The 12,829-nt window shown below is 58.0% G+C and carries 15 protein-coding genes; 8 read left to right on the top strand and 7 right to left on the bottom strand.

Annotated features, from left to right (window positions below; all coding sequences use genetic code 11):
• Positions 1 to 233 (bottom strand): transposase (locus tag FBY02_RS06650; RefSeq protein ID WP_144924950.1); only part of this gene is annotated, 233 nt, incomplete at its 3' end.
• 455 nt (positions 234 to 688) lie between these two features.
• The gene (acs, locus tag FBY02_RS06645; protein WP_047701102.1) at positions 689 to 2,644 is read right to left on the bottom strand and encodes an acetate--CoA ligase; all 1,956 of its coding nucleotides are present in this window, start codon (positions 2,642 to 2,644) and stop codon (positions 689 to 691) included.
• Positions 2,645 to 3,073: 429 nt separating this feature from the next.
• On the opposite strand from acs, the gene FBY02_RS06640 reads away from it, so the two are divergent.
• From FBY02_RS06640 to FBY02_RS06625, 4 genes are all read left to right on the top strand, one after another.
• Positions 3,074 to 3,337 (top strand): DUF2790 domain-containing protein, encoded by a 264-nt coding sequence (locus tag FBY02_RS06640; RefSeq protein ID WP_144924947.1) that lies wholly within the window; start codon positions 3,074 to 3,076, stop codon positions 3,335 to 3,337.
• Between the two features lie 486 nt (positions 3,338 to 3,823).
• Positions 3,824 to 5,071, top strand: coding sequence for a ribonucleotide-diphosphate reductase subunit beta (locus tag FBY02_RS06635; protein WP_024776511.1), 1,248 nt, complete (start codon positions 3,824 to 3,826; stop codon positions 5,069 to 5,071).
• Between the two features lie 324 nt (positions 5,072 to 5,395).
• The gene (locus FBY02_RS06630; protein ID WP_144924971.1) at positions 5,396 to 6,109 is read left to right on the top strand and encodes an HNH endonuclease signature motif containing protein; all 714 of its coding nucleotides are present in this window, start codon (positions 5,396 to 5,398) and stop codon (positions 6,107 to 6,109) included.
• Positions 6,110 to 6,190: 81 nt separating this feature from the next.
• Entirely contained in the window at positions 6,191 to 6,376 is a 186-nt protein-coding gene (locus FBY02_RS06625; RefSeq protein WP_144924944.1) for a hypothetical protein, read from the top strand.
• On the opposite strand, the gene FBY02_RS06620 is transcribed toward FBY02_RS06625, so the two are convergent.
• Both FBY02_RS06620 and FBY02_RS06615 read right to left on the bottom strand, forming a co-directional pair.
• Positions 6,348 to 6,707 carry a helix-turn-helix domain-containing protein gene (locus FBY02_RS06620; RefSeq protein ID WP_144924941.1) on the bottom strand — a complete coding sequence of 120 codons (360 nt, stop codon included), beginning with the start codon at positions 6,705 to 6,707 and terminating at the stop codon, positions 6,348 to 6,350. The two genes, FBY02_RS06625 and FBY02_RS06620, sit on opposite strands and share 29 nt — an antisense overlap.
• Positions 6,708 to 6,806: 99 nt before the next feature.
• Entirely contained in the window at positions 6,807 to 7,031 is a 225-nt protein-coding gene (locus FBY02_RS06615) for a type II toxin-antitoxin system Phd/YefM family antitoxin (protein WP_144924938.1), read from the bottom strand.
• A gap of 164 nt (positions 7,032 to 7,195) precedes the next feature.
• Here FBY02_RS06615 and FBY02_RS06610 point away from each other — a divergent pair, with 164 nt between their 5' ends.
• Complete coding sequence (locus tag FBY02_RS06610; RefSeq protein ID WP_144924935.1) at positions 7,196 to 8,182, top strand: hypothetical protein; 987 nt, start codon at positions 7,196 to 7,198, stop codon at positions 8,180 to 8,182.
• 122 nt (positions 8,183 to 8,304) lie between these two features.
• Positions 8,305 to 8,622 carry a helix-turn-helix transcriptional regulator gene (locus FBY02_RS06605; protein WP_024779566.1) on the top strand — a complete coding sequence of 106 codons (318 nt, stop codon included), beginning with the start codon at positions 8,305 to 8,307 and terminating at the stop codon, positions 8,620 to 8,622.
• A 20-nt stretch (positions 8,623 to 8,642) separates the two neighbouring features.
• On the opposite strand, the gene FBY02_RS06600 is transcribed toward FBY02_RS06605, so the two are convergent.
• Positions 8,643 to 9,701 (bottom strand): MBL fold metallo-hydrolase, encoded by a 1,059-nt coding sequence (locus FBY02_RS06600; RefSeq protein WP_144924931.1) that lies wholly within the window; start codon positions 9,699 to 9,701, stop codon positions 8,643 to 8,645.
• 187 nt (positions 9,702 to 9,888) lie between these two features.
• Here FBY02_RS06600 and FBY02_RS06595 point away from each other — a divergent pair, with 187 nt between their 5' ends.
• Positions 9,889 to 10,497: a TetR/AcrR family transcriptional regulator gene (locus FBY02_RS06595; RefSeq protein WP_144924928.1), complete on the top strand. Its 609-nt coding sequence runs from the start codon at positions 9,889 to 9,891 to the stop codon at positions 10,495 to 10,497.
• 28 nt (positions 10,498 to 10,525) lie between these two features.
• On the opposite strand, the gene FBY02_RS06590 is transcribed toward FBY02_RS06595, so the two are convergent.
• The gene (locus FBY02_RS06590) at positions 10,526 to 11,059 is read right to left on the bottom strand and encodes a DUF1003 domain-containing protein (protein WP_144924925.1); all 534 of its coding nucleotides are present in this window, start codon (positions 11,057 to 11,059) and stop codon (positions 10,526 to 10,528) included.
• An 86-nt stretch (positions 11,060 to 11,145) separates the two neighbouring features.
• Positions 11,146 to 12,093: a LysR family transcriptional regulator gene (locus FBY02_RS06585; protein ID WP_144924922.1), complete on the bottom strand. Its 948-nt coding sequence runs from the start codon at positions 12,091 to 12,093 to the stop codon at positions 11,146 to 11,148.
• A 14-nt stretch (positions 12,094 to 12,107) separates the two neighbouring features.
• On the opposite strand from FBY02_RS06585, the gene FBY02_RS06580 reads away from it, so the two are divergent.
• Positions 12,108 to 12,818: a CTP synthase gene (locus FBY02_RS06580; protein WP_144924919.1), complete on the top strand. Its 711-nt coding sequence runs from the start codon at positions 12,108 to 12,110 to the stop codon at positions 12,816 to 12,818.
• Positions 12,819 to 12,829 lie beyond the last annotated feature (11 nt).

Genomic DNA, 12,829 nt, shown 5'->3' with positions numbered 1-12,829 from the left:
CATGGGTTGATCCGTATGACGTCAAAGCCCGCAGCCTGAAGTGCCTTCATGACTTTGCGCTCATAACCGCCAGTGGCCTCCAGTAACACGCGACCCACCTGGTGCAGCATCAGCCATCCAATCAACCCAGGAAAATCACCTTCGGCATTAGGGCATCTAATCCCGGCCTCCAGCAGATTGACCTGAACCTCGAGACTGTCCTTGGAAACATCAATACCGGCATAGGAAAACATAGCCAAACCCTCTTACACTCAAAGTGAGAGCGCTCTGGCTTGGCCCACGCTTGTAACTGTTCGAGGTGGGCTCGTTCAACTGTTCGGGCTCAATGACCAGAGTGGAGAGGTGAGTGGCAGCATGGGCTCCCACACGTGCTTTAAGCACTCCGGGCATTCAGCTTGCCACTCACCGCTCTCACCATCAGTTTAATCGCAGAGCAAGACACAAGCGGGCTTGCTCGCGAAGGCAGCCTGTCTGTGGATCCTGTGCTGACCGGAGCACCGTCATCGCGAGCAAGCTCGCTCCCACAGGGGATCTGCGGCGACTGGATATTGGGAGCCGCCCCGGACCAATGTGGGAGCGAGCCTGCTCGCAATAGCGGTGGCTCAGCTTGCCATTGAGTAAAGGCAAGTCGAAAAAAAGCCCCGGCCGGCAATTACCGGGCGGAGCTTTCAGGTGACACGAACCGTCGTCAGGCGACGTTCATGGTCTTGTGTGTCTCGATCAAATGCGCCACCACACCCGGGTCGGCCAGCGTGGAGATATCACCCAACCCGTCGTATTCCGCCGTGGCGATCTTGCGCAGGATACGGCGCATGATCTTGCCGGAGCGGGTTTTCGGCAGCCCTGGCGCCCATTGGATGACATCCGGCGAAGCAATCGGACCGATCTCCTTACGCACCCAGTTCTTCAGCTCCAGGCGCAGGGCTTCGCTGGTTTCTTCGCCGGCATTGAGGGTGACATAGACATAGATGCCCTGCCCCTTGATATCGTGCGGCACACCGACCACCGCCGCTTCGGCGACTTTCGGGTGGGCGACCATGGCGCTTTCGATCTCGGCCGTGCCCATGCGATGGCCGGACACGTTGAGCACGTCATCCACCCGACCGGTGATCCAGTAGTAGCCATCGGCATCGCGACGCGCACCGTCGCCGGTGAAATACATGCCGCTGAAGGTCTTGAAGTAGGTATCGACGAAACGGTCGTGGTCGCCGTACAGCGTCCGCGCCTGGCCTGGCCACGAATCGAGGATCACCAGGTTGCCTTCGGCCGCGCCTTCGATCAGGTTGCCGAGATTGTCCACCAGTGCCGGCACCACGCCGAAGAACGGACGCGTGGCCGAACCCGGTTTCAACGCCGTGGCACCTGGCAGCGGGCTGATCAGCACGCCACCGGTTTCGGTCTGCCACCAGGTGTCGACGATCGGGCAACGTTCCTTGCCGACGTTCTTGTAGTACCAGTCCCAGGCTTCCGGATTGATCGGCTCACCCACCGAACCCAGCAGGCGCAGGCTGCTGCCATCGGCGCCTTCGACGGCCGCGGTGCCCGAGGCCATCATCGCGCGAATAGCGGTCGGCGCGGTGTAAAGGATATTGACCTTGTGCTTGTCGATGACCTGGGCCACCCGGGTGATGTCCGGGTAGTTCGGCACGCCTTCGAACAACAGGGTGGTCGCGCCGTTCGCCAGCGGACCGTAGACGATATAGCTGTGGCCGGTGACCCAACCGACGTCGGCGGTGCACCAGTAGATCTCGCCCGGCTTGTAGTCGAACACGCGCTCATGGGTCATGGCCGCGTACAGCAGGTAGCCGGCCGTGGTGTGTTGCACGCCCTTTGGCTTGCCGGTGGAACCGGAGGTGTAGAGGATGAACAGCGCTTCTTCAGCGCCCATTTCCTTTGGCGCGCACACGGTGCCCGCCACCTTCATCAAGTCTTCGTACCAGATGTCGCGATGCTGGTTCCACTTGATGTTGCCCGCGGTGCGCTTGCACACGATGACTTTCTGGATGCTGCTGGTTTCCGGGTTGGTCAGCGCGTCGTCGACGTTAGCCTTGAGCGGGATCTTCTTGCCGGCACGAACGCCTTCGTCGGCGGTGATCACCACTTTGGATTTGCAGTCGATGATGCGACCGGCCAGTGCTTCCGGCGAAAAACCACCGAACACCACCGAGTGAATCGCGCCGATGCGGGTACAGGCCAGCATGGCGACCACAGCCTCGGGGATCATCGGCATGTAGATCGTCACCACGTCGCCGCGATGCACGTCCTGGCCGCGCAGGGCGTTGGCGAACTTGCACACTTCTTCGTGCAGTTCACGGTAAGTGATCTTGCGACTCTCGGCCGGGTCATCGCCTTCCCAGATAATCGCGACCTGATCACCACGCTCGGCCAGGTGACGGTCGAGGCAGTTATAGGAAACGTTCAAGGTGCCGTCGGCAAACCACTTGATATCGACATGGTGATCGTCGAAGGACGTCTGCTTCACCGTAGTGAACGGCTTGATCCAGTCGAGGCGCTTGGCCTGCTCGCGCCAGAAGCCATCCGGGTTGACCACCGACTGTTGGTACATGGCCTTGTAGGTCGCCTCGTCAGTCAGCGTACTGGCTGCTACCTCGGGACGAACGGGATACAGAGAAGCCGCACTCATGTTTCTTACCTCGGTGACATAGTTGTTTTTGTATGGTCCCGTTGTAGCCCGGGGCGGGCCTATAGAACCATTCGACGATGGTAGTAACAAGTCCCTACAAAATGTCGGTACAAACGTGCAAGACCATAATCACAACCCATTCCCTTGTGGGAACGAGCCTGCTCGCGATGACGCCAGCCAATCCAACACAGAGTTAACAGGCACTCTTCAGCCGTCAGCGATTATTACCAAATCAACCAAAAGTCTTTATCAAAACCCGGTCTGTTTGCATCAATCCCCGCGCCCTAGAATCCATCTCGCCAACCGGCAAACATGATTGACGCAACACAGCCCCCACGAAGGCCGTTAATCAACTTCCCAAAACCTGCTCCACACGCAACCCCAAAAAGGTTGCGTGACCCCACTCGACCTCAAGAAAGGTGAAATCAGATGAAAGCTTTATGGGTCCTGGTCCTCGGCAGCCTTTGCGCAACGGCGATGGCAGACGAGGCCCCGACCGATGTCGCCCGGCAAAAAACCGCCATTGAGGAGTACACCTACTCCACCCACCTGGACATCGCCAGAATCATCTCCATGAGCGCTGTCCCGAACGTCTGCGAAGTGGTCCCGGCAAAAATGGAATACGAAGACTCCAAGGGCCAACGTCATATCCTGCGCTACAGCGTCATGGGCAACGGCTGTTCGGACGGCTGATCATTACCGCTATTTTTCAGGGCCCGATTTGATCGGGCCTGGTTGTGTCTGGCGACGTCGAAAACCCTCCCCAAACACAACATGTAGTGTAAAAACGCAAAAACAGGTCGTTTTTTGATCAAAAAATCATGTCATTCGATTCATGCAAAAAAAATCTATAACCGCCAAAGCCTTGTAAACCCTCGCTCCAACGCGAATACGCCCCCCCAGCACGCCCTCCGTGGGCGATTTCGCCGCACCACGTAGGCAAAAAAGTCCTTATAATGCCGCCTTAAACGGGCCTGCAATATTCCCTTACAGGGGATCAAGCCAGCCTGAAGCCCACGCAAAGGCCCCTCGCCTTTTCGCGTTCACCGCCGCTTCAGCATGACCCGTACATTTTTCTGTTTATTGCCTGCGTCAGCTGCAAGAAACGATTTTCCAAGATCCACCGCCGCCAGCAGGCCCTTACCAGGCTTCTGGCCCTCACGCAGGAGACGACACGTCATGCTGAGCTGGGACGAATTCGACAAAGAAGATGGCGAAGTCGCTGTAAAAGGCGCCAATGCCGGCCACGCTTCTGAAGCCAACATGGACCGCCTCGACAGCGCCGGCGGTGCCGCCGCGCTCGAAGCCCGCGCCGTGACGGCCAGCGACTCGGCCGCGATCATTCGCGCCAAAGCCGCCCTCGACAAACTCGACGTCGCCGAAGGCCTCGCCGAACTCGAGGGCGCCTCCGCCCGTGTCGCCGTCGATGAAAAGCGCATGATCAACTGCCGCGCCGACCTCAACCAGCTCGTACCTTTCAAATACGACTGGGCCTGGCAGAAGTACCTGGACGGCTGCGCGAACCACTGGATGCCGCAAGAAGTCAACATGACCGCCGACATCGCCCTCTGGAAAAACCCGGAAGGCCTGACCGACGACGAACGCCGCATCGTAATGCGCAACCTGGGCTTCTTCTCCACCGCCGACTCCCTGGTGGCCAACAACCTGGTCCTGGCCGTATACCGCCTGATCACCAACCCGGAATGCCGCCAGTACATCCTGCGCCAGGCCTTCGAAGAGGCGATCCACACCCACGCCTACCAGTACTGCATCGAATCGCTGGCCATGGATGAAGGCGAAATCTTCAACATGTACCACGAGATCCCATCGGTCGCGAAAAAAGCCGCCTGGGGCCTGAAGTACACCCGCTCGATTTCCGATCCGAAGTTCGAAACCGGCACCCCGGAAACCGACAAGGAGTTGCTGCGCAACCTGATCGCCTACTACTGCGTCCTGGAAGGCATCTTCTTCTACTGCGGCTTCACCCAGATCCTCTCCATGGGCCGCCGCAACAAGATGACCGGCGTCGCCGAGCAGTTCCAGTACATCCTGCGCGACGAATCCATGCACCTGAACTTCGGCATCGACGTGATCAACCAGATCAAGATCGAAAACCCACATTTGTGGGATGCCGAGATGAAGGAAGAAGCGACCCAGATGATTCTGCAAGGGACTCAGCTGGAGATCGAATATGCACGCGATACCATGCCTCGCGGGGTGTTGGGAATGAATGCGGCGATGATGGAGGACTATCTGAAGTTCATCGCCAACCGTCGGTTGTCGCAGATTGGTCTGAAAGAAGAGTACCCAGGCACGACTAACCCGTTCCCTTGGATGAGCGAGATCATGGACTTGAAGAAAGAGAAGAATTTCTTTGAGACGCGGGTGATTGAGTATCAGACGGGTGGTGCACTTAGCTGGGATTGATAATCCTGAGTTGCCTGTCAGTTGACGCCCTACTAAAAACCCCGTGAAAACGGGGTTTTTTGCATTTGCAGAATCAACCGTGTTTACGCCAGAACAGATTCTGGCTTCGAGATATCCCCTATCTGTTATTGAATCGGACGCGAGGCCAGGCGGTGTTAGCAAAGCCATGGTGGCGTCGGTTGCTTGAGGTGTTTCACGTGTCTCTGGGCATTCGGCATCCTAGGAGCATTCCGAGCGAAAGCTCAGTTTGTTATGTAGGAATTTTCATAGACAGGGGTAATGGCCAGTCAGTATCGTCCGAGGATTTTCAACCTCGGCGGCTGTATGGACACACCAACTGAAAAAAGTGGCTGGAGCGATGACGAGCTTGAGGCTTCGATCGATGCGTACTTGATGATGCTCGCCCGCGAGTTAAGCGGCCAGACATTCAAGAAGTCGGTTGAGAACCAGCTTTTACGTGATGGACCGCTGAGCAAGCGCAGTGCCTCATCGGTGGAATACCGTATGCAAAATATCTCGGCGGTGTTGGAACAGATGGGTTTGCGGCGCATCAGCGGCTACATGCCTGCCAAGAACATCGGGGCGGGTGTGGCTCAACGGATCCGCAAGGTACTCGCCAATAAGGTAATACCTGGCGCCGATGAAGTTGCTCCGACATCTGATCAACGAACTTTGATCAGCCGAGCCTCCAGGCTTCAAAAAAACGGACTCAAGGTCGAGCCATCAGGGAATCCAAATCCGCCGCAGGTCAGCACGGCTACGACAGCCTACGTTCGGGATCCGAAGGTTCGGGCGTGGGTTGCTGGGTTGGCGAAAGGTGTCTGCGAAGGTTGTGGCCAGAAGGCACCGTTCGAGGTGGATGGGTTGCCGTTCCTTGAAGTGCATCATGTGAAGCATTTGGCTCAGCGAGGGTCGGACAGTATTACTAATGCCGTTGCGTTGTGTCCGAACTGTCATCGGCGTTGTCATCTTGCCAGTGATAGAGAGGCATTTACTCTGTCGTTGTATGAAAGGGTTGAGCGGCTGATAGTTGAGTGACGACATTTAGTTAAAGCGGGGCTGCTTCGCAGCCCCACGGGATGGGCAAGGCTTCAGTCCAACTTCTACTGGAGATATTTAATGGCTAACGCGTTTAAAAGTGTGGCCTTCGAGTCGATTCATAGCTCGGCTGAAGCCCTGCTGAAAATCGGCGCTATCGACGAGACCACCATGGGCGAGTTCGACGAGGCGTGCATTGGTGAGGAGCCTGAAATCCCACCTGCTCAGATGTTCGGCGCTAACCCGCCGGCTTTCGCCGAGGCTTAGCCCCACGAATCGGCGCGTTAGCGGCAGGCTTGCGCGGTTCAGGCGGCGGCGCATAAATGGTTTGGAGGGCAGTGGTCAGCCCCAAGCGCAGCCCGAACTTCCTCAAAATCGATTCGATGGTGCTAAGGGTCGGATTGCCCTTGTCCTTCTCGATCTGGTACAGGGCTTTGGTCGACATCTTACACATCAGTGCAAAGGTGTCTTGGTCTAGACCGGTCACCTCGAGCCTTAGCCGGCGAACAGCGGTTCCTAGGGTTTCGTTCCCCATCGCGTGCTGCATCACGATGTCTTCAATGAGCATCTTGCGCCGTTCGCCGGGATTCTCTTCCATCAAAATTCTCGTTCAACCATAAGCAACAGCTATTCACTCCCAGCAATATAATTCCGGTTACATGAGCATTCGCACTCATATCCGGCATTATGATGCCGATTACCCTATATCTTCGGTAGGCTGGTCAAAATCAGCAGATATCCAAATTTTCCCCTTCAACCGCCCAGGTTTACGCGCCCGAGATGAATCGACATGAGGCAACAGGTCCAGATAAGGCTTGCCGTCCTTGGTGATCACCACCTTGTCGCCACGCCATGCACGCTCAGCCAGCAGGGAGAGCATGGACTTAGCTTCGCGCATGTTCACTTGTACCCGCTCACTCATCCAACACCTCCATCGGATTAGCCAAGTTAACCTGAGCAGGATATTTTCGATAGGCAGAACGATCGGGCTGACTGTCTGACATTTTTACGATGCATTGAAAACATTCAGTGCAACCCGCCCCACCACTCGCTATTAATACCCTCCCCTCAAGGACCCGAGCCCTCATGAAATTCGACCTCGCCTACTGCCTCAGCCTCGACGAAAAGCTGTCGATCTATGACGTGCGCGATTTGAATTTTGACGAGACGGTGGCCTTCGATTCCGCGAAAGAGCATTTCCAGTGTCCCAACGATGCCTGTCGGGCGGCGTTTGATGTGGAGAATGTGCTGGGGACGTTCAATGCCAAGAACGTGCGCTACGTGCGTACGCCGCATTTCAAGAACATCCCCAGCACGCGGCACATAGAAGGCTGTCCTTACGTCAGCCTGAAAGCACCGGCCGCAGGGCTGGAGGCGGAAGGTGCGGAAATGGATGACGGTCGGGAGGAGCATTTTCCGTCGGAGTTGCTGCTGACTCGCCGTGAGTATGTGCGCAAGCCATCCAACCTGGCGGTGGTGGCGGACTCCATGGGCAATGAGCGAGCGCCTTCGCCTGCCAGTCATGTCGAGCACCCGAGCCGTGATTCGGCGCCGGACAAGACCAGTGTCTTCGCCCACCCGGTGGAATGTTTTGTTTCGAACTTTGCCGACAAGGACCTGCTCAAGCGCATGCCGCTGAAGATTGGCGAACACACGGCGCCCTACGCGTCGTTCTTCAAGAAGATCGAGTACCTGCTGGATAACAAAGGGTTGATTTACTGGGGGAAGATCAAGGAGATCAAGGACTACACCCAGAGCTTTCGCATCGATTTCGAACAGAAGGTCTGGTTCAAGCAAGCGGACGACGCGAAGAAGAAGCCTTACTCGGTCAACGTTTACCTGAGCAAGAAGCTGATCGACAACTACCGCAAGCGCAAGGCATTCCTGGAAGAGATCAAGCACGCCGTCGACAGTGAAGCGCCGTTGTATTGTTTCTTTTATGGCGTAACGCCGGGGTTCAAGCAGGTACCGAGCAAGAAAAATCCCGAACAGACGTTCGGGGTGTTCAGCGCCAATATCGAGAACCTGGACCACTTCATTATTCGGGAGGCGCCGGGGTTGGCTGATGGCTAGGGTACCGCGCAGTGGCTTGGCTGAAGACCGCTGGTCATTGATCAAAAAAATGAGATTGATCCGGCCTCAAAACAACTGTACAAAAACACAGTATTTTTGAATCCACTGCTTTGGAGAATCCCATGGCCTCTCTCGCAATCAAAACCACCCTGGAACGCATCGCTGTCTATCAATTCACCCCTGCCCACAGCGCACAGGCCCGCGCCATGCTGGGCTGGAGCGTCGAGGAGCTATCCCGACAATCCGGGGTTTCGGTCAAGGCTATCCGGCGCTTCGAAGCGGGAGGCGAGTTGCTCGATGTAACGCGCCTGGCGCTCGCATTCTGCCTTGAAGCCGAAGGCTTGGTGTTCTTCCCCGGCTTTGCACCGGGGCGTGGCATGAACATCAAGGGCGCCACGCCAGACCCGGCGGGGCGGCCCGACTATGCGATGATCGAATAGCGGGATCGTTGCATCGGGTATCAGGCCGCGCCAGCCTGGTTCTGATAGGCCGAGGCCTCTACATCCAGCCACCAGGCACGGCCACGATGCGGATGGGTCAGGGTGAAGGCTTCGCCCATTTGCGGCGTGGTGATGGACACATTGCGCTCCCAGGCCAGGGCCAGGATGCGGTCGAAGGGTTCAAACCAGGCATGCATCGCCAGGTCGAACGTGCCATTGTGAATCGGCAGCAGCCAACGGCCCCTGAGGTCGATATGAGCCTGGAGGGTCTGCTCCGGCTGCATGTGGACATGGGGCCAATCGACGTTATAGGCGCCGGTTTCCATCAGCGTGAGGTCAAAGGGACCGTATCGCTCGCCGATGCGCTTGAAACCGTCGAAATAACCGGTGTCGCCGCTGAAGAAGATCCGCGTGCCGCCGTCGATCATCACCCATGACGCCCATAACGTGCTGTTGCCATCGAACAGGCCGCGACCGGAAAAATGCTGCGACGGTGTGGCAATGAACTCGATGCCATCCACTTCGCTACGTTGCCACCAATCCAGCTGACGTACCTTGCTGGCCTCGATGCCCCATTTGACCAGGGTGTCACCCACGCCAAGGGGCGTCAGGAAGTACCGGGTCTTGGCGGCAAGCTTGAGGATGGCCTGGTGATCGAGATGGTCGTAATGGTCGTGGGAAAGGATCACCGCCTCGATCGGCGGCAGCTCGTCCAGGCTGATGGGCGGCTGATGGAAACGCTTGGGTCCGGCCCACTGCACAGGCGAGGCACGGTCGGAGAAAACCGGGTCGGTGATCCAGAATTTGTCGCGCAATTTAAGCAGGACCGTGGAATGGCCGAGACGAAACACACTCTGGTTCGGCGCTGCCAACAGTTCGGCGCGTGTCAGCGGTTGGACGGTGATGGCACCCGCCGGACGGGTGGTGCGCGGTTTGTGGAGCAGCATGTTCCAGATGATGCGCAGCATTTGGCCGAACCCTTCTCGTGGGGTATGGGCGTGATTGCGAAACTTCCCTTGTTCGTGTCGGGAGGCAGGGCTGGCAGCCGTGCTGTCGGTCGAGGAAGCAGGAGTGCTCATGGTGCGATAACTCCAAGGGCGTCGCCGAAAGTACGCTTCGCCGTTGCGGGACATGGGTGACTGCGAGATCTACACTCAGCCGCCCACACTAAATCTACACCACTCGGTGTAGTTTCTAGATTGCATGAATCCCGGGAGCAAGTAAACTACCAAGTGTAATTCCACGCTCATCAACCGACGAATGCCCATGACCGTACCGCAACGCCTTACCGAACGAAAACGCGAAGCCATTCTCCAGGCCGCGATTGCCGAGTTTCGCAGCAACGGTTTCGAGGTCACCAGCATGGACAAGATCGCGGCAACCGCCGGAGTGTCGAAGCGTACGGTGTACAACCACTTTCCCAGCAAGGAAGAGTTGTTCGCTGAAATCCTGAATCGGCTATGGAACAGCATTACCGCCGAGCAGGAGATGACGTACAACCCGCTGGAGCCTTTGCGTGAGCAATTGCATCGGTTACTGCAAGCCAAGCTGCGGGTGATGTCAGACGAGCACTTCCTCGATCTGGCGCGTATCGCTATCGCCGCGACCATACATTCTCCAGAGCGGGCCCAAAACATGGTTTCGCGCATGGGACAGCGTGAAGAAGGCCTCACCACCTGGATTCGCCAAGCCCAGGTCGATGGCCGGTTAAAGCCCGTGGAACCGGAATTTGCTGCCCAGCAAATGCACGGGCTGATCAAGACCTTCGCCTTCTGGCCACAGATTTCCATGGGTCAGCCGAGCCTGCCCCATGAAGAACAAGCGCAGGTGATCGAGTCAGCCCTCGACATGTTCCTGATTTGCTACCAGGCTTGAGCGCCTCGCCACGAACGCGGTATGAGGTTTACTGTTCTGGGGGCGTGTTGACAAATTTCTGGTGCATCTCAGTGGTCAAGCTGTCGATACGCTCCGTCAGTGCCTTGGTCATTTCCGTCAGGCGGGTGTTCTGCTCCAACAATTCGAGCAACTGCGCCGTATTGTGCGCGGCCTGGGCTTGACGCTCGGTGTTGGCAATGGCCAGGGCTTCGCGATGTTGGGCATCGGCTTCCGCCTGGGCTTTGTCCCGAGCGGCCTGGCGGGTTTGCGCCAACAGGATCAGCGGGGCGGCATAGGCCGACTGCAGACTGAACGCCAGGTTGAGCAGAATGAACGGGTAGGCATCGAAATGCACGACGCCCGACAGGTTCAAGCCTACCCAGATCAGCACGATCAGAGTTTGCGCGCCAAGGAACATCGGCGTGCCGAAAAAACGCGCGAACGCCTCCGCCCGTAGCGCAAAGCGATCATTCCCGAAGGTGGGTCCCAGATGCGCGTGAGGCCGATGAAAACGCAAGTGATCAACAGGAGCTACGGGGGTGGATTGGTAAGGGGTCGCCATGATGTTCTCCGCCTGAGGCTGGTGCTAAAGGCACTATAACTATTAGGCGATCATCATCTAACCCAGCGCGTTCCGCTCATGAAACATCAGCGCTGCCGCAGACTACGCCCCAACTCGTCGAACAGTGTCACTACTGAACGCAAGGCGCGGCAGTCTGGCCGTGTCAGCAGCCAGAGCGCCGTGTCATGCCCATCCAGCGGCTCACCAAAGGGGATCAGTCCCTGACCTTCACCGATCAGAAAGTCCGGCAGCGCCGCGACGCCCAGACCGGCCCGCGCCAACTCGGCGACAGAGAGCATGCTGTTGCAGCGATAGGCCGGCATCACCCCGGGAAAGTGTTGTCGGCGCCAGGCCACGGTGGGGTGATCGGGGAGGAAGTCGTCCGGCGCGATCCAGATCAGGGACGCCAAGTCATCCAGATTCGCGCCAGACAGGTATGTCGGACTTGCGCAGACTCGGTAGACGACATCGCCCAGATGTCGCCCCACCAGATGTTCCGGCGGTGTGCGGGTCAGGCGCAAGGCAATGTCGGCGTCGCGGCGACTCAGGTTGGCGAAGTCGTTCGAAGTGCTCAATTCGAGGGTCAATGCCGGATAGGCCGGCATGAACCGCGCCAGCGCGGGCAGCAGCAACGCTTGCAGGACCGAGTCGGTGCAGGTCAGGCGCACGGTGCCCGTAACCACCTCACCGCCCTGCTCCACACCGATACGTGCCGCCTCCAGGGCCTGCTCGGCGCGCTCGGCCTGTTCGGACAGTGTCTGGGCCAGGCTCGTGGGCAAATACCCGGCACGGCTTTTTTCGAACAAGGGTTGGCCCAGGGCCGCCTCAAGTCGGCGTACCGAGCGGAACACCGTAGACACATCCACGTCCAACAGCCGCGCAGCCCGAGCCAGCGAGCCGCCACGGACCAACGCCAGGATCAGGGAGAGATCGGAATACTCCAGACGATAATGCGCCGATGCATTGAACACTTGGATAAACGCCAATATTGAGTGCGTGAACGCCAATCTATAGTGGCGGTCAGCAATCAACAAGCGGTGAGCCCTCCATGAAAATCCAGCGCCCTTTGCACATCGCCCTGATCGGCGACCACGACCCGCAGATAACGGCCCATAGAGCCATTCCCATCGCACTTGACCTAGCCAGCAGGCAAACCGGCCATGACGTTGGCTTTCAATGGTTGGCGACGGATCTGATCACTGACGCTACCCCTCTGGCCGACTTCAACGGCATCTGGTGCGTACCCGGCAGCCCCTACCGAAACGAACAAGGCGCCTTGCACGCCATTCGCTTTGCCCGCGAACAGCGTCGTCCATTCCTCGGCACCTGTGGTGGGTTTCAGCACGCCGTGCTGGAATACGCGCGCCACGTGATGGGCTGGACCGATGCCGCCCACGGCGAAACCTCCCCAGAAGCGCAACGGGCACTGCTGACACCGCTGAGCTGTGCCTTGGTCGAAACCATCGACAGTCTTCAGCTTGATGCGCAATCGCTGACTGCCAAGGCCTATGGCCGCCAGACAGTGTTCGAAGGCTATCGTTGCCGCTTTGGGGTCAATCCAGTGTTTGAGCGGGATTTGCTGGGTGGCCGCCTGCATGCCGTGGCCCGGGATTCGGCCGGCGAGTTGCGGGCCGTGGAGCTGCGAGATCATCCATTCTTTGTCGCGACCCTGTTCCAGCCTGAACGCGCAGCGTTGGAAAATCGGGTGCCGCCGCTGATCAAAGCCTTTGTCGAAGCGTGTGCGAGGGAGGCGGCGTGAGCGGCAAGCCC

Source organism: Pseudomonas sp. SJZ078 (genome assembly GCF_007828255.1).
Taxonomy (GTDB): domain Bacteria; phylum Pseudomonadota; class Gammaproteobacteria; order Pseudomonadales; family Pseudomonadaceae; genus Aquipseudomonas.
Note: the sequence above shows the minus strand (reverse complement) of the source record. Positions and strands in the feature narration are given on the sequence as shown.